Annotated in this window: 16 protein-coding genes; 13 read left to right on the forward strand and 3 right to left on the reverse strand. The window is 44.2% G+C overall.

The window, feature by feature from the left end:
* Positions 1 to 19 precede the first annotated feature (19 nt).
* From GJV22_RS13285 to GJV22_RS13335, 11 genes are all read left to right on the forward strand, one after another.
* Positions 20 to 1,021 (forward strand): Gfo/Idh/MocA family protein, encoded by a 1,002-nt coding sequence (locus tag GJV22_RS13285; protein ID WP_163714241.1) that lies wholly within the window; start codon positions 20 to 22, stop codon positions 1,019 to 1,021.
* A gap of 61 nt (positions 1,022 to 1,082) precedes the next feature.
* On the forward strand, positions 1,083 to 2,213 hold the full coding sequence (pdxB, locus tag GJV22_RS13290; RefSeq protein WP_163714244.1) for a 4-phosphoerythronate dehydrogenase PdxB: 1,131 nt from the start codon (positions 1,083 to 1,085) through the stop codon (positions 2,211 to 2,213).
* A 36-nt stretch (positions 2,214 to 2,249) separates the two neighbouring features.
* The gene (gnd, locus tag GJV22_RS13295) at positions 2,250 to 3,704 is read left to right on the forward strand and encodes a decarboxylating NADP(+)-dependent phosphogluconate dehydrogenase (RefSeq protein WP_163714247.1); all 1,455 of its coding nucleotides are present in this window, start codon (positions 2,250 to 2,252) and stop codon (positions 3,702 to 3,704) included.
* A 158-nt stretch (positions 3,705 to 3,862) separates the two neighbouring features.
* Entirely contained in the window at positions 3,863 to 4,492 is a 630-nt protein-coding gene (locus GJV22_RS13300) for a hypothetical protein (RefSeq protein WP_163714250.1), read from the forward strand.
* Positions 4,489 to 4,785, forward strand: coding sequence for a winged helix-turn-helix domain-containing protein (locus GJV22_RS13305; protein WP_163714252.1), 297 nt, complete (start codon positions 4,489 to 4,491; stop codon positions 4,783 to 4,785). The genes GJV22_RS13300 and GJV22_RS13305 overlap by 4 nt, the downstream gene beginning before the upstream one ends.
* Before the next feature lie 59 nt (positions 4,786 to 4,844).
* A complete protein-coding gene (gene creD, locus GJV22_RS13310; RefSeq protein WP_163714255.1) occupies positions 4,845 to 6,164 on the forward strand; it encodes a cell envelope integrity protein CreD in 1,320 nt (439 codons plus the stop codon).
* Between the two features lie 22 nt (positions 6,165 to 6,186).
* Complete coding sequence (locus GJV22_RS13315) at positions 6,187 to 6,495, forward strand: hypothetical protein (RefSeq protein ID WP_163714258.1); 309 nt, start codon at positions 6,187 to 6,189, stop codon at positions 6,493 to 6,495.
* A gap of 114 nt (positions 6,496 to 6,609) precedes the next feature.
* Complete coding sequence (locus tag GJV22_RS13320; protein WP_163714261.1) at positions 6,610 to 7,533, forward strand: bestrophin family protein; 924 nt, start codon at positions 6,610 to 6,612, stop codon at positions 7,531 to 7,533.
* Positions 7,534 to 7,724: 191 nt separating this feature from the next.
* Positions 7,725 to 8,945 carry an MFS transporter gene (locus tag GJV22_RS13325; protein ID WP_163714263.1) on the forward strand — a complete coding sequence of 407 codons (1,221 nt, stop codon included), beginning with the start codon at positions 7,725 to 7,727 and terminating at the stop codon, positions 8,943 to 8,945.
* A gap of 184 nt (positions 8,946 to 9,129) precedes the next feature.
* Positions 9,130 to 10,626, forward strand: a complete 1,497-nt coding sequence (locus GJV22_RS13330; protein ID WP_163714267.1) for an IMP dehydrogenase — start codon at positions 9,130 to 9,132, stop codon at positions 10,624 to 10,626.
* Positions 10,627 to 10,766: 140 nt separating this feature from the next.
* Entirely contained in the window at positions 10,767 to 12,293 is a 1,527-nt protein-coding gene (locus GJV22_RS13335; RefSeq protein WP_163714270.1) for an SLC13 family permease, read from the forward strand.
* A gap of 79 nt (positions 12,294 to 12,372) precedes the next feature.
* Here GJV22_RS13335 and folE read toward each other — a convergent pair whose 3' ends face one another.
* Complete coding sequence (gene folE / locus GJV22_RS13340) at positions 12,373 to 13,101, reverse strand: GTP cyclohydrolase I FolE (protein ID WP_163714273.1); 729 nt, start codon at positions 13,099 to 13,101, stop codon at positions 12,373 to 12,375.
* Positions 13,102 to 13,310: 209 nt separating this feature from the next.
* On the opposite strand from folE, the gene GJV22_RS13345 reads away from it, so the two are divergent.
* Entirely contained in the window at positions 13,311 to 14,933 is a 1,623-nt protein-coding gene (locus tag GJV22_RS13345) for a carboxylesterase/lipase family protein (RefSeq protein ID WP_163714275.1), read from the forward strand.
* Positions 14,934 to 15,072: 139 nt separating this feature from the next.
* Positions 15,073 to 15,471: a hypothetical protein gene (locus tag GJV22_RS13350; protein ID WP_163714278.1), complete on the forward strand. Its 399-nt coding sequence runs from the start codon at positions 15,073 to 15,075 to the stop codon at positions 15,469 to 15,471.
* Here GJV22_RS13350 and GJV22_RS13355 read toward each other — a convergent pair.
* The gene (locus GJV22_RS13355; RefSeq protein ID WP_163714281.1) at positions 15,454 to 16,713 is read right to left on the reverse strand and encodes a tetratricopeptide repeat protein; all 1,260 of its coding nucleotides are present in this window, start codon (positions 16,711 to 16,713) and stop codon (positions 15,454 to 15,456) included. The genes GJV22_RS13350 and GJV22_RS13355 overlap by 18 nt on opposite strands.
* 24 nt (positions 16,714 to 16,737) lie before the next feature.
* Positions 16,738 to 17,376, reverse strand: a complete 639-nt coding sequence (locus tag GJV22_RS13360) for an energy transducer TonB (protein ID WP_163714284.1) — start codon at positions 17,374 to 17,376, stop codon at positions 16,738 to 16,740.
* Positions 17,377 to 17,521 lie beyond the last annotated feature (145 nt).

The following is a 17,521-nucleotide window of genomic DNA, read 5'->3' on the forward strand; positions in this document are numbered from 1 at the left end:
AGACAAAAGACTCATAATTTTGAATTCGAAACGAGAAACCCTTAAATGGGGAATTATTGGTTGTGGTGATGTGACCGAAGTTAAAAGTGGTCCGGCCTTTCAAAAAACAGAACATTCTGAACTGGTTGCTGTCATGCGACGTAGTGCTGAAAAAGCAGAGAACTATGCGAAACGTCATCATGTTCCGAAGTGGTATTCCGATGCTGACAAACTGATCAACGACCCGGAAATTAATGCCATTTATGTGGCTACACCTCCTGGAACACATGCTGAATACGCCATAAAAGCAATGCAAGCCGGAAAACCGGTTTATGTTGAAAAACCAATGGCGACCAATTTTGCTGAGTGCCAGAAGATGCTAAAAGTATCAAAAGAAACAGGCATGCCGCTCAACGTGGCCTATTACCGTCGTACGCTCCCTGCTTATTTAAAGGTCAAAGAGCTTATCGAAGCAGGTACACTCGGCGATATTCTAACCGTTTCAATTACCCTACACAAAGCGGCTGAAGAGAGTGACAAAAATCCGGAAACCAATCAAAATTGGCGGGTTGATCCGAAAATTGCCGGTGGTGGCTTGTTCTACGATTTAGCCTCGCATCAGCTTGACTACCTCGACTTCCTTTTTGGACCGGTGACGAACACAACAGGGTTGGCCTGCAACCAAGCCGGCTTTTATCCTGCAGAGGACACCGTTTCTGCGATCTTCACATTTAAAAATGGAGTTATCGGAACCGGCAACTGGTGCTTCGTCGTCGACAAATCGGCCGAACAGGATAAAATCGAAATCACAGGAACAAAAGGTAAAGTGAGCCTTCCGTGTTTCATTCCTGGTGATGTTGAGCTGACCACCGTAAAAGGGACAGAACATTTCAGCTTTGAAAACCCGGAAAACATATCACACAACTTGGTGAAAAATGTGGTCCAGTCGCTGCGTGGGGAAGTAGAATGCGTCAGTACCGGAGAGTCGGCCGCCCGCACCAACAAGGTTTTGGAAGAAATTGTGAAAAACTATTACAAGTAGAAACCACATTACCAGATAAAACACAATTGTTTTCTCAGATGTGGTTATAGCGAAGACAAATATGAAATTCATTATCGACGATAAAATACCCTACATCAAAGGTGCCCTGGAGCCCTTTGGCGAGGTCGTTTATTTATCGGGTGCGAAAACAACGGCAGAAATCGTTCGCGATGCCGATGCACTCGTTACCCGTACGCGAACAAAATGCAATGAAAGCGTACTCAAAGGTTCTACGGTGAAATTCATCGCTACAGCAACAATTGGCTTCGATCATATCGACACCAATTACTGTGCTGAAACCGGTATTCAATGGACCAACGCACCGGGTTGCAACAGCAAATCGGTAGAACAATACATCGCCTCAACGCTCTTTGTTTTGGCCGAAAAACACAACTTCGAGTTAAACGGGAAAACGATTGGCGTAGTTGGTGTCGGTCAGGTTGGATCGAAAGTAGCCCGATTTTGCGAAATTATCGGCATGAAAGTCTTGCTTAACGACCCTCCCCGCGCCCGTATTGAAGGACCGGAGAAATTTGTCAATTTAAAAGAAATTCAGGAACAGTCTGATTTTATTACGATTCATGTTCCTCTGAATATGGAAGGTGAAGATGCCACATTTCACCTGGCTGATAAGAATTTCTTTGCAAACCTTCCCAAAAAGCCTTTTGTAATCAACTCGTGCCGCGGTGAAATTATCGATAGTACTGCAGCTAAATCAGCCTTGGCAAATCAATCAATCAACGGTTTAATTCTGGATTGTTGGGAAAACGAACCGGACATTGATCTTGAATTATTGGCTGCTTGCGACATTGCCACGCCACACATTGCCGGCTACTCGAAAGATGGCAAGGCAAACGGCACCAGTATGAGCATTCAGGCTATTAGCAAATTTTTCGGTTTGGGCATCGATAACTGGACTGCACCAAATATTGAGCTACCAGAGCAAACAAAAATTCGCCTTGATGGTTTCAAGTGTACCGAAGAGCAAATTCTTGCCCAAGCCATTCTTTCAACCTACGACATTCGTCACGACGATGCCGCATTAAGGGCAAATACAAAAGATTTTGAAAAGCTTCGTGGAGACTATCCGGTTCGGCGTGAATTTCCGGTTTTCACCATCGAAACAGAGAATGTGCCCCAAAGTACCATTGAAAAGCTGACGCAAATTGGCTTTCAAATAAATACGAAATAGAACAAATTAAAACAAGAATAATAAATTCATAGTCAAATGAAAAAATTAGCAGATATCGGCTTAATCGGGCTCGCAGTTATGGGCGAAAACCTGGTTTTGAACATGGAAAGCAAAGGCTTTACGGTTGCTGTTTACAATCGTACCGTTGAAAAAGTTGATAAATTCGTTAACGGTCGTGGTGCCGGTAAAAATTTCATTGGCGCCCACTCAATTGAAGAGTTGGTCGCTTCGTTGGAAAAACCCCGCAAAGTAATGATGTTGGTAAAAGCCGGAAAACCGGTCGACGACTTCATCGAATTATTGATCCCTCATCTGGAACCCGGAGATATCATTATTGACGGTGGTAACTCGCATTTCCCGGATTCAATCCGCCGCACAAAATACGTTGAAAGCAAAGGCTTGTTGTTCGTCGGATCAGGTGTTTCCGGTGGTGAAGAAGGTGCGCTGAAAGGCCCGTCTATGATGCCCGGAGGAAGCCCTGCTGCATGGCCTGCTGTAAAAGACATTTTCCAATCGATTGCTGCGAAGGTTGAAGACGGTTCACCTTGTTGCGACTGGGTTGGTGAAGACGGCGCCGGTCACTTTGTGAAAATGGTTCACAATGGTATTGAATACGGTGATATGCAAATCATCAACGAAGCTTACCACGTGATGAAAGATCTGTTGGGAATGAGCGCCGATGAAATGCATGAAGTATTCAAAGTATGGAATACAGAGGAATTGGACTCTTACCTGACTGAAATTACCCGCGATATCCTGGCCTTCAAAGACGAAGATGGTGAGCCGCTGGTTGAAAAAATTCTGGATACTGCCGGTCAAAAAGGTACCGGTAAATGGACTGGAGTTACAGCTCTGGACTTGGGTATTCCATTAACATTGATCGGTGAATCCGTATTCTCCCGTTGCTTATCTGCTCAAAAAGATTTGCGCGTACAAGCTTCAAAAGTGATCAGCGGACCTACTCCGTCATTCACCGGCGACAAAGTGCAGCTGATTGAAGATTTGAAAATGGCGCTGTTCGGTGCAAAAATCATTTCGTATGCACAAGGCTACAACCTGATGATGGAAGCAGCCAAAGAATACAAATGGAACCTGAACTACGGTGGCATTGCGCTAATGTGGCGTGGTGGATGTATCATCCGTTCTGCATTCTTAGCTGACATTAAAGTTGCCTTCGATAATAATCCAAGCCTGGAAAACCTACTGCTTGATCCATTCTTCAAAGGAAAAGTAGAATCTGCTCAAGCCGGATGGCGTCGGGTATGTGCTGCTGCTTTGACCAATGGTATTCCTGTACCGGCCTTGACTTCAGCCTTGTGCTACTTCGATGGTTTCCGCAGCGAACGTTTGCCGGCAAACTTGTTGCAGGCACAACGCGACTACTTCGGAGCACACACTTACGAACGCATTGACAAACCACGTGGCGAATTCTTCCACACCAACTGGACCGGCCGTGGCGGAGACACATCATCGTCAACATACGACGTTTAAACAAGCGTTTCGTTTTAACAGATATAAATTTGAAAGCCGCTTCCCAATTTGGGGAGGCGGCTTTTTTTCATGTCACGATCATCAATAATTACTTCAGCTATTGTTTGGATGAATATTTTGCACTACTTTGCAATTCAAAGTACTTTTTAAATACTAAGATGAAAACTACAGATCATTACCTGGATGAGATCACAGAGATCAAAAAAATGATGGCACAATCAAGCCGTTTCCTGTCGTTAAGCGGACTATCGGGCGTACTGGTTGGCATCTATGCGCTTATCGGCTCATTTATTGCCTACAAAATGATATATGTACAGGGCTCTTCCATCTACCGAAAAGTATATCCCAGCGAGATCGTGACTGAGCTGATCGTTCTTGCAGGAGCTTTGCTTATTATCGCATTAGGCACTGTAATCTGGCTGACTTCGTCGAATATAAAGAAAGCCGAGCAGAAATTTTGGTCAGTGGGATCGCGTCTTCTGCTAACAAATCTGGCCATTCCATTAATCACAGGTGGAATCTTAATACTGATCTTTTCGTTCCGCGGAATATACAGTGTTGTTGCTCCATTTTGTTTGGTATTTTATGGCCTTGCGCTGGTTAACGCTTCAAAATATACCCGCCAAGAGATCTTTTACATGGGTCTTCTGCAAATTGGACTCGGTTTATGTTCGGCCATACTTCCCGGAATGGGGCTCCTTTTCTGGGCGATCGGTTTTGGCATCGTTCATATCATTTACGGGCTGGTTATGTATTTTCGGTATGAAAGAAAAACCCAAAAGGCGTGAAAAATCTTTTTCAAAATCTGGACAAAGCATTTGAGAACAAGATGAGATTAGGCATCATGTCGGTTCTCTATGTCAATGCCTCGGTGTCTTACAACTCCTTAAAAGAAACACTGGAGGCAACCGACGGCAATCTGGCCAGCCATTTGAAGCACCTGGAAAAACTGGCTTACATTTCCGTTTCAAAAAGCTTTATCGACCGCAAACCAAATACAGAATATGCCATTACCGAATCAGGAAAATCGGCGTTCGAAAAACATTTGAACGCACTTGAGGACATCATTAAGAACCTATAATTTTTTTTACCTAATCACTTTGCAATTCAAAGTACTTTTAAACCTATAACTATCAGCACATGAAAACACAGGAATTAATCACAGAAAAAGTCAAGAGCCAAAGCTTTCGCTTGAGCATCAAGCTAATCACAATTGGTCTTATCATCCTGATTTTGCTGATTCCCAAGATGATGATCACCGGACTGATCAATGAGCGCCAATTCACGTCCGAGTCAGCCCAAATGGAAGTCGCCGAATCATGGTCCAATCCGCAAATTATCCGGGGGCCGATTCTCACTATTCCTTATGTTGAAAAAATATTGGATAAAGACGGAAAACTCGTGAAGGAGGAGATCCACCAATTTCACATGCTCCCGAAATCATTAAATATCCAAGGCGAACTTTTCCCGAAAGAACTCAACCGAAGCATTTACCGCAGTATTGTTTACGAAAGCACCTTGCAAATTGACGGTCAATTTGAGCCAGTTGATCCGGAAAGCCAACAAATAAAGTCGGAAAATATCCTTTGGGACAAAGCCAGTTTATCGATAGCTATCGGCGATTTACGCGGTATCAGTTCAGCAGTGGAACTGGAATGGAACAAGCAAACCATCCCCTTTCAGCCGGGAATGACCGACCGGGTTCTCGGAACAAATGGGATCTCACTGCATCTGCCGCGCACGGTGCTCCAGGATTCGACAGTCAATTTTAACATCGCCCTCAAACTTAAAGGCTCCACCAGCATGTCGTTTGCACCGGTTGGAGAAACAACAAGCGTTCACCTAAAATCGAGTTGGAACGATCCCGGCTTCCAGGGCTTGTTTCTGCCGGAGAATCGGGAGATCTCAAAAGACGGTTTTATTGCCGACTGGAAAGTACTGAACTACAACTGCGACTTTCCGCAAAGTTTTAGCGACAACTCATACGACCTCAAATCGAGTGACTTTGGAGTAACCTTGGTCGACATGGCCGATCATTACCAAAAAAACGAGCGAAGCGCGAAATACGGAATCATGATTATTGTACTGGTCTTCCTTTCGTTTTTCCTGAACGAGATCATTTACAAACAGCGTGTTCATCCGTTTCAGTACGTGCTTGTCGGCTTCGCCATTTTAATTTTCTACCTGTTGCTGCTTTCTTTTTCTGAACATGTCGGGTTCAATCCGGCCTATCTCATCGCAGCCGTTTCGGTTATTTTGATGGTACTTATTTACTCCCGGTCCTTTCTGTCAAGCTGGCTGAATTCGATTGCCTTAACATCCATTTTGTCGATTGCTTTTCTATTCATTTTCATTTTATTACAACTGGAATCGTTTGCACTGTTAGTCGGAAGTATCGGATTGTTTGTCATTTTAGGAATAACCATGTACTTCACCCGAAAAATTAACTGGTACGAATAACCTCAACTCCAAACAAGCACACATGGCAGTAAAAAGCCGTTTCCCAATTTGGGGAGGCGGCTTTTTATCAGACTGCTATTCCGAAAGTAGTCAGCGATTCGAACAGCATTTATCGAAAGGTTACAATCAGGATGATGACACTGCCCGCCGAGCACCTCAAAATGACCCGTCTACAGCAATTCGCAGCAACCAAAATACCGCCGATTTTGACGATCACAAAAAACCACGTGTGGTTCCATCCAAAACAACGTGTGGTTTTACCCAAAACAACGTGTGGTTTCAACACAAACAACGCGTGGTTTTTGAAAAAAGCAGCTGTGCCTCTCATTGACGCCCGAAACAGGACCTTTTCGGCCTAACAATTCCTTTACAAAACAAACATTCCGGACAGGCAGGAACAATGGGAAAAGCATTTTCCATACATTCGCGGCAAAAACCACCGATCATGATCATCAAAGAACGAAAAAACTGGGCCCGGATGCTCATTATCTGGCAAGGATCTGTATTGCCGAAGATCGCACCCCGCCTGTTGTTGCTGACGGTATTTTCGATGTTGATTTATCTTTTCCATGGTTCCTTTTTCAGCTACAAAATCACCCTCAACCCGTCTCCCTTCACCTTAATCGGGGTTGCACTGGCTATTTTCCTGGGCTTTTGCAATACCGCTGCTTACGATCGTTACTGGGAAGGCCGCAAGCTTTGGGGTGCATTGGTAATTGACACCCGCAGCTTTGTAAGGCAAATACTGACTTTTGTAGAGGCAAACCCGCAACGGGGCATTGAACCCAAAACAGCAGTCTTTCAAACAATTGCCTACACGTACGCTCTAAAACACCAACTTCGCGATACCGATGCGATGCCCGATTTGGAGCGATTGCTTTCGGCTGAGGAATGCAGCCAAATCCAAAACCTCAGTTTCAAGCCGGTTATGATTCTGAAAATGATGGCCTCCTTCCTTGACAATGCCCAACGAAGCGGGCAAATTGATACCATCACGAAAATGGGAATCGATCAGAATATCGATAAACTATCGGGTATTATCGGGGGATGCGAACGGATTGCCAACACGCCAATTCCCTTCCCTTATCATATCCTGCTTCATCGTACGGTTTATATTTATTGTCTTTTGCTGCCCTTTGGCTTGGTTGATACAATTGGCTGGATGACCCCAATCATGGTCACATTTATCGGTTATACCTTCATGGCACTCGATGCAATTGTGGACGAAATTGCCGATCCGTTTGGTACCGAGCCCAACGATCTTGCACTCAACAGCCTTTGTGCAACCGTTGAACATTCAATTTTGGAGATGGCCGAACTACCTGTTCCGGAGAAAATTAAATCCGGCAACAACTATTGTATCGATTAACACCCGGTATCAGAACCAATCATCTTTAGCACAGAAATCGAAGTTGAAACCAGGGCTGCTAACAATTCCTTTACACAGCATCAATATTTCAGCCGACCTGTGACTCCGAATCTAAAATTCATCTATTTTCGCCCCATATCTGTAAACCTGACAACAAGTGCCTGTAAAACGGATTGTTTTATCATTGACACATGAATTTCACCCGAAAGATTGCCCGTTTACTGCTACTGAATCGCCACTACTTTCCGGTAGCCCAATTGTTTCTGAGCCTCAGCCTGATGTTTGGAACCTGGATTGTCTATTTGCCGTCGATTACCGAAAAACTCGGGATGGACGAAGGACAGTTGGGAGTTGCGTTGTTAAGTGCCGCAATCGGCTCGCTAATTTCGACCTGGATTGGCAACAAACTTTCCAAAAAAATTGGTGAGGGAAAACTCGCGCTACTAGGTGTGTTGGGAATGACCTTGTTTATTTTCAGCTATTTCCTGGCAACCAGCTTTCTGCAACTGAGCCTGCTCATGTTCCTGTTTGGCCTGACAAGCGGCATCATGCAGATTGGGCTGAATACTGTCGTGACAACCATCGAACAACGGGACAATATTGCCATCATGTCTTCGTGCCATGCATGGTTTAGCCTTGGCGGCATGCTTTCAGCCGGTTTTGGTACCGTGCTGATGATCATGTTGAATAACCCGCTCCTGCACATTGGCATAGCTGCTGCAATCGTTTTGCTAATGCAGTTGCTTTCGTACCCCAAATTCCTTTCTCTTAATCAGTCAATTGAACTTGAACGTGAAATGAAGACGGCACCCAGGATAAAAAATCCACGCCTGTGGGCTCTGGCTGTTGTTGCGGTTACTGCCATGGTCTCCGAAGGGGCAATTGCCGATTGGAGCGGACTATACTTGCGCGACGTAACGATGGCACCAGCGGCTCAATTAGGCCTTGGCTATGCCGGCTTTTCAATGATGATGACGCTGGGCCGCTTTTGTGGCGACTATTTCAGTACCCGCCTGGGTCCCTGGCAAATTTTGCTGAATGGGTTTCTGGTCAGTCTGATTGGTTTACTCTTTGTCTTTACCGGAAGTACCTGGGCCGCCCTTAGTGGGTTTGCATTGGTCGGCGCCGGATTTTCCATTTTAGTTCCCGAAGCTTACCGGCTCTCGACAAAGATCGCAGGCGTTTCGCCATCGAGTGGTATCGCATTCATGGCAGGTGCCGGCTACATTGGATTCCTTGGTGGCCCCGTGCTAATTGGCACCATTGCCAATCATGCAGACTTAAGAGCCGGGTTTCTGTTTGTCCTTTTTCTGATCCTGATTGGCTTAGTGGCAGCTTTCATCTTAAAGTTGCGCCACATCAATTCCCCTTGGTTGAATGTCATCCTGCTTCGAATCAAAAAATCAGTTTAATCTCCAGCCAACTTTAAGTACTCAATCGCATAAAACAGTGGCTATTTAGTCGATAAAAAGCGATTTAATGATTTTAGACAGCCACAGATTCTGCTAAAAGTCTAAATTTGCAAATTCTATTCCGCGCAATCCAAAAATAAATAGTAGTTTTGCGCAATTTTTTAACTCAAAAAGCTGGCATATCATGGCAAAATACTCGAATGAAGTTTCTAGAACCTATAGTGAATACCTGCTTATACCTGGTCTGACCGATAAAAACTGCAACCCGTCAAACGTCTCGTTAAAAGCGCCGTTAGTAGCCTTTAAAAAAGGACAAAAGCCTGCATTGGAATTAAATATTCCTTTTGTATCGGCGATTATGCAGTCTGTTTCGGATCACAATATGGCTGCAGCATTGGCTCGCAACGGTGGACTTTCATTCATTTTCGGCTCTCAGGCTATCGACACACAAGCCGAAATGGTGCGAAAAGTGAAAAAATTCAAAGCCGGGTTTGTTGAAAGCGATTCAAACCTGACCCCCAAACAAACATTGAAAGATGTGTTGGAGTTGAAAGCAAGCACCGGACATGGTAATATTGCCATTACTGAAGACGGCAGCTCTCATGGAAAACTGATGGGCATTGTTACCAGCCGTGATTACCGCGCCAGCCGCGATGCACTGGACAAAAAGATTGAAGATTTCATGACTCCGTTCAACAAGCTGATTACCGGTAAACTGGGGATCAGCCTGAACGAAGCAAACGATATTATCTGGGACAACAAGCTAAACAGCTTGCCGATTGTTGACGAAGATCAAAACTTCCACTGCTTTGTATTCCGCAAGGATTACGACAGCCACAAAGAACACCCGAACGAGTTACACGATTCAAACAAGAAATTATTGGTTGGCGCCGGTATCAACAGCCGCGACTATAAAGAACGTGTTCCTGCATTGATTGAAGCCGGTGCTGATGTTTTATGTGTTGACTCATCTGACGGTTACTCTGCCTGGCAACGTGAAACCGTAGAGTATGTGAAAAAACAATACGAAGGAAAAGTATTTATTGGAGCCGGAAATGTTGTTGACAGAGACGGTTTCCTTTACCTGGCCGAAGCCGGAGCCGACTTTATTAAAGTAGGTATCGGTGGCGGATCGATTTGTATTACCCGCGAACAAAAAGGTATTGGCCGCGGACAGGCAACTTCGGTCATTGAAGTGGCGGCTGCCCGTGACGAGTATTACGAGAAAACCGGTATCTACATCCCGATCTGTTCAGATGGCGGTATTGTACAGGACTACCACATGGTATTGGCCCTGGCAATGGGTGCCGACTTCTTGATGATGGGACGCTACTTTGCCCGTTTCGACGAAAGCCCGACTCGTAAACTAATGGTGAACAACCGTTATGTGAAAGAGTACTGGGGTGAAGGATCGAACCGTGCCCGCAACTGGCAACGTTACGATATGGGTGGTAGCGAAAACCTGAAGTTTGAAGAAGGTGTTGACAGCTATGTTCCTTATGCCGGTAAGTTGAAAGATAACCTGGATATTACACTGGGGAAAATTAAATCGACCATGTGTAGCTGCGGAACAATCAGCATTCCCGATTTGAAAGAAAACGCTAAAATCACCTTGGTTTCAGCAACCAGCATCGTTGAAGGTGGTGCTCACGATGTTATTCTGAAAGACGCAAATATGTAGCATTAGATATACTCATAAGGAAATCCCGGTCTCTTCTGAGGTCGGGATTTTTATTTATACACCGGATTTATAAGGGAATAAGGATTGAAATACTTAAATTTAATAGCAGATTTTGATCAAAACCTTAATCTATCCTGTTTATGGCTAGTCCGGCAACGACACTCAAGATAAACTATCCGATCATCATCGTTGGACTTGCAGTTTTTATTTCAATCTTGCTTTTTGTTGATCTAAAACCAGACGCTCCTCAGGTAACCTATACGGCAGCCATCGCTTTTCTGATTGCCTTGTGGTGGGTAACCGAAGCGCTCCCCATTGGTGTAACATCGCTCCTGCCAATTCTGCTTTTCCCACTACTGGGTGTTCTTGACGGGAAAACCATCTCTAATGCCTATATCAACTATATTATTTTCTTGTTTATCGGTGGATTTATTGTTGCTCTTGCCATCGAAAAATGGAACCTGCACAAACGCATTGCATTGAAAATTTTGTCTTTAGTGGGAAGTAAGCCTATCATGATTCTATTTGGATTCATGTTTGCCTCAGCCTTTCTATCCATGTGGATGTCAAATACAGCCACTGCGCTCATGATGCTCCCCATTGCCAGCTCTGTCATTAGTTCTCTGACCGAAGTGACAGGTGAAAAAAATATCCGGAAATTTCGCACCGGCTTGTTGCTCAGCATTGCCTATGCATGTTCCATCGGAGGAATCAGTACCTTAGTCGGGACTCCTCCCAACCTGTCATTCATCCGGATTTACGAGATTATTTATCCGCAGGGCCCCGAGATATCATTCAGCCAATGGTCTATTTTCGCCCTTCCGATTACGATCATCATGTTCTTTTTCGTCCTGTTTTATCTCTACTTGATGTTCCGCCCAGCGGCACAATTGACTGCCCTCAAAAAGGACTTTTTTGCTCAAAAATACCGGGACCTCGGACCTGTAACCACTCCGGAAAAAAAAGTTTTAGTCCTCTTTTTCCTCTTGATCTTTCTGTGGTTCTTCAGAAAAAATCTCGAATTTGGTAACTTCTCCATTCCTGGCTGGAGTAATCTGTTTGCTCATCCTCAATATATCAACGACGGAACAATTGCAGTTTTTGTCGCTGTGTTGCTTTTTATCATTCCATCAGGTAAAAAAGAAGAGGGGCTTGTTACCTGGGAAATCACGAAAAAGATTCCGTGGCACATCGTATTGCTTTTCGGAGGTGGCTTTGCTCTGGCAAGAGCGTTTATCGACTCGGGTTTATCGGCTTACATTGGCAACCTGCTAACAAAAGCCGGAAGCCTTTCAAATACCAGTCTGGTAGGTCTCGTTACAGCCATTATGACCTTCTTGACAGAATTGACTTCGAACACAGCAACCACAGAAATGATGCTCCCCATTATTTCAGGAATGGCAAACCAAATTCAAGTGAACCCGCTTTTACTCATGATTCCGGTTACCCTGGCCTCATCCATGGCTTTTATGTTTCCGGTAGCCACACCGCCCAATGCAATTGTATATAGTTCCGGCCAGTTTCGAATGATGGAAATGATGAAGGCAGGCATTATTATTAACTGCATTGCTATAGTGATAATTACCCTGGTGACTTTGGTCTGGGGAACGTTTGTGCTCCCAACTAACTTTTCAGTTTTTCCGGATTGGGCTATAGTCGGACAATAAATACCGACGCATTTATAAAAAAACAAAAGCTGTCATCCCAAAATGAGACAACAGCTTTCTACAAACCCAAACTTTATATCTATTTCCCTAATGAAACATACTTCAAAAATTCGTCCCGCTTTTCGGTTTCTTTAAAAACGCCACCGTATTCAGCGGTAACCGTCGAGCTACTCTCATCCTCAATCCCTCGTGACGACACGCACATGTGCTTGGCATCAATCACGACAGCAACATCTTCAGTATTCAATATTTGCTTTAATTCATTGGCAACCTGAACAGTCAAACGCTCCTGAACCTGGGGCCTGCGGGCAAAATAATCTACAATCCGGTTAATTTTCGACAAACCAATCACTTGACCTTTTGCAATATAAGCCACATGTGCTTTCCCAACAATAGGCAGGAAATGGTGTTCACAGGTCGAGTTTAAATTAATGTTCCGCTCTACCAACATTTCTCCATAGTTGAACTTATTCTCAAAAACTGATATTTTAGGTTTATTCGCGGGATCTAAACCATTGAAGATTTCCTGCACATACATTTTGGCAACACGATGCGGCGTACCGTTTAAACTGTCATCAGTCAAATCAAGTCCCAGCGTTTCCATGATATCACGGAATTTACTTTCAATGATCGCCATTTTCTCTTCATCAGTTTTTTCGAAGGCATCTTCACGCATGGGCGTCTCCAGCGATGTCCCAATATGATTGTCTCCAATTAAATCGACTTCTGTTCCGTTACTAACAAGAGGTATATTATTTTTCCCGTTTACATGTACCGGGCTAGCTTTTACAAATCCGTTTACTTTCATGGTCTCTCCTCCTTATTGTTTTCAGAATTATACAAACAGAAAAGTGGCTTCTTTGTTTAAATCAACCCCAAAAAGTTTAAACAACACTGCAAAACATGAAACAAAACTGTAATCGTTAGCTGCCAAAAAAATCTCCCCTATAATTTTTCAATACCTCCCGAAACTAATTAACTTTCGATACTAACTACTTAGGCTTAAAATCGAATGAGATGACTCAAGAAAAATCCAATCCTGATCAGTCCCTAAACAGGAGAAATTTTATCAAAACCAGTGCTATTGTCTCAAGCGGGTTGCTACTGTCCGGCTCTTCCGTTTTCGCTGGAAATCCGACGAAGCAAGAAAGCATTGTACAAACCAAATACGGCAAAGTGAGAGGAAGTTTTTCCGGTGGCATTCACACATTTAAAGGTATCCGCTACGGCGCAGATACTTCCAACCGACGATTTCAACCACCACTGCCGCCCGACAACTGGAACGGAATTGCCGATGCAACCGAATACGGAGCCAACGCTCCCCAGGGAAATGGTGAGAACACAAGCGAAGACTGCCTGTTTCTGAATGTTTGGACACCGGCCCTTGACGATGCAAAAAAGCGCCCGGTATTGTTCTACATTCATGGTGGTGCTTTCAGTAATGGCTCAGGTTCCGATCCGTTAACGGATGGTACCAATTTGTGTCAAAAAGGTGATGTGGTGGTTGTATCGATCAATCACCGGCTAAATGCTTTTGGTTACTTATACCTTGGCATGATGGGTGATGAAAAATACGCATCGTCTGGCAATGTCGGTCAGCTGGATATCATTTTAGCGTTGAAATGGGTTCAGGATCATGCTGAAGCGTTTGGCGGCGATCCGGGAAATGTCACCGTATTCGGGCAATCAGGAGGAGGCGCCAAAATTGCCACCTTGATGGCAATGCCGTCAGCCAAAGGTTTATTTCACCGGGCATGGACCATGAGTGGCCAACAAGTTGTAGCAGCGGGACCGAGAGCCGCAACACAACGCGCCGGACTTCTTCTTGAAACTCTTGGCCTAAAACCTAACGAATTGGAAAACCTGCAAAATGCACCGATGAACGATATTTTGGCCGCAACCAAAGTCCGTGATTTTTCGAGAGTCGAAAATAAAAGCCTTCATTTTTGCCCGGTACTAGATCACACCGCTCTTCCTTGCCACCCGTTTTACCCGGTGGCCGCGACTCAATCGGCAGAAATCCCAATGGTTATTGGCAACACCAAAGATGAAACCCGCGCTTTTTTAGGACGGATACCCGGCGTACACGAGCTGAGCTGGGAACAACTTCCACAACTCATTCTTGAGAATCAATTTGTCGATATCCGACCCGACGTTGTCATTGAAGGCTATCGAAAAATGTATCCCGAATACACGGCTACAGAGGTTTTCTTTGCCGCAACCACTGCGGGCCGATCCTGGCGAGGTGCAGTCATTGAGGCTGAAGAACGCTCCAAACAAAACGGAGCCGCAACATGGGTGTACCAACTAAACTGGCAATCCCCTGTCAATGGCGGAAAACTGGGTGCTTGCCATGCCATGGATATTCCACTGGTGTTCAACAACACCGCTGTCGAAGTATCGCCCAGCGGAAACGGACAATCAGCTCAAAATATGGCCAATGTTATGAGTGAAACATTACTGGCTTTTGCCAGAACCGGAAATCCGGGTCATAATAAACTGACAGCATGGCCTCCATTTAGTCTTCCGACACGAGAAACCATGTTATTTGATGAGGTTTCGCGCATGGACAATGACCCAAGAGGCGGGGAACGAAAACTTTACGGACAGGTTCCATTTCTTCAACGAGGTACTTATTAAATGTTAACTGAAATGAATTCGTGAGCTGCAATTGAACTGTTTAAATTTTTTCATTGTAAATTTGTGGCCGAAAACAGAGAACTGATTAATCAATTCTTTTGAATGATTGTTTCTATAATCTGAAAATTGCTGTTAGACAATGTATATTTTAATCGGAATTTTAGTCGCTTTTGTTGCTGTAGTCGCTTTGATAACCTGGATAACTGATATTTTATCGAGTAAGAAGCAAGGTTTACCTCAAGAGGAAAAAGAGGTCGAAATCCCGATGGATTGTTGCGGTGCACATGAAGTTTGCGAATTTGAAGAGATGCTTCAAAACCCGAACGAAATTGTTTATTTCGAAGACGAAGAACTGGATCGCTTTCGCGGCGTGCAATCCGAACAATACAACGATAATCAAATTGATGAATTTCGCGACGTTTTGTACACGTTGAAAGGTGACGAGGTCCGCATGTGGCTGCTCAGTATCGAACGCCGTCAACTCCAGCTACCAAACATTCTACGTCAGGAAGCCTTGATGTTAATTGCTGATGCTTGAGTTACCGTCAAAAAAGAGCTCTTCTTTAATTTTTTCAATCCGACTTAGGGCATAATCAATATTTCTCCCTTCTTCGCCAACTGCTTTAGCATATTCGCGGTAATAATGCAGGGCAACCATTTTATTCGCATTGAACTCCTCGTAGGTAGAGGCTATTTCATACAACAACTCTTTTTTAGTGGGATCAATTTTCATGGCGTTCTGATAAGCTTCAATGGATTCTTCAAACCGACGTTGCATGCCGTAAACCTGGCCCAGATGATGATACATCTCCGCCAGATAATCAGGCGTTGCCGTTTCAATAGCCAACTCCAGAAAGCCTGAACTTTCATCAAATTGCTTCAACTTTTTATAACATACCCCCATGTAAAAATTGACTATCGGATCATTGACTGTAGCCAGATAACATGGTTCCAGCATGGCCAGCGCTTTTTCCTCCTGCTTATCGAAATACAGGCAAATACCATAATTTTTCAGCACCGGAAGGATTGAATCAGTAGTCGCCAGGTAGTCTTCATAAGCCAACCGAGCCTTTCCATATTCCTTAAATACAAAGTAGCTGTCTGCTTTTTTCAACAGCAACGAAGGATTTTGAGGAAACAGATCGAGTCCACGCTCACAAGTCACAATCGAATTGTTAATCTTTTCCTGCTGGTTGTATATGGTTGCCAGGTTCAGGAAGGTATTCAAATCGCGAGAGCCTACTGCAGCCAGTTGCTCATAAAGTTTCACAGCCAAATCGCTCTTTCCGGTGCGATAAGCTGCATAAGCATAGTAACGGTTGTAAAATGCGTTTGTCGAATCAACTTTCCAAATTTCCTCGTAACTACGAAATGCATCCGGATAGGCCTTTAGGTTAATGTAACATTGCGCCAACTTACCTTTTAAATGAATATCGGTTGTATCAATCTGAATGGCTTGCTGGAAATAAGCAATAGCATTCAGGTAATTTCCCAGTGCGGAATGTGCATCCGCTAATTCTTCCCAATAAGCCGTGTTTTCCGGTTCCATCTCGCAGGCACTACCGAAAGACAGGATGGCAGCTTCGTAATCGGTAAGTTTTTCCTGAATCAATCCTCTTTTAAACAACAGTCCGGCATTCGCATCAAGCTGCAATTGTTCTTCAATTGTTTGCAAAGCCTCGGTATATTGCCGGTTTAAGATTAGCAAATCAATGGCATTCTGTGCTTTCGCCGTCAAAGCGATCGCAAATAACAAAAAGAGCGAAAAGATTAGTTTCATGGTTTTGAGATTTCGACTAAAAATTTAATCTAATGAAAAAAGAATGGGGATCGTATACGCCACATTAACCGGCACTCCTTCTTTTCGACCGGGTTCCCACTTAGGAAGCAACCTGACAATACGCAAAGCTTCCTGATCGAGTACCGGATGCACTGATCTAACAATCCGGGCATTCCCCACTTGTCCATCTTTGTCAACCACAAAGCTTACAAAAACCTCTCCTGACAAGCCTGCTTCTTTTGCTTCGTCCGGATAATTAAGATTCTCCACAATGAAATTATGCAACTCTCCAACTCCTCCCTGGAAAACCGGAAACTCATCAACAACGTAATGCACCGAATCAGCTTGATAACGCGAATTCTCATCGATTTGCTCTGACTTGGCTTCTCTCCAATTCTCCCCGTTCTGTCGAAGCTCAATTTCGCCGGTTGTTAGATTGCGAACTCGGCGAAAGCAGCCTGATTCAGCCAAAATGGTTTTGACCTTCTCTACTGCCGCAGGATCACCGATAATTTTGACGAGCTCTCCATCCACTGTTAGTCGGGCTATTGCTGTTGGTTTTATAGATTTCGATTGTTGAGCTTGTGCTTGATCCAAGCCAAAGCTTCCAAAAAAGAAGAGAGCGGTAACAATTAAACCGGGAACTGATTTGAAGAAATTCATACGCGATAGGTTTTGATTTACAATTGAATTTGAAGTCAAACCCTATCAATCGAGCCTGATTTCCAATTTGAAATCAAGGGACAAATTGTGTGCCAGCGAACTGACACACGCTTATTTTTTTCAATGTACATTTTTTAGTATAAGG

This window comes from Mangrovibacterium lignilyticum (assembly GCF_010882175.1).
Lineage (GTDB): Bacteria > Bacteroidota > Bacteroidia > Bacteroidales > Prolixibacteraceae > Mangrovibacterium > Mangrovibacterium lignilyticum.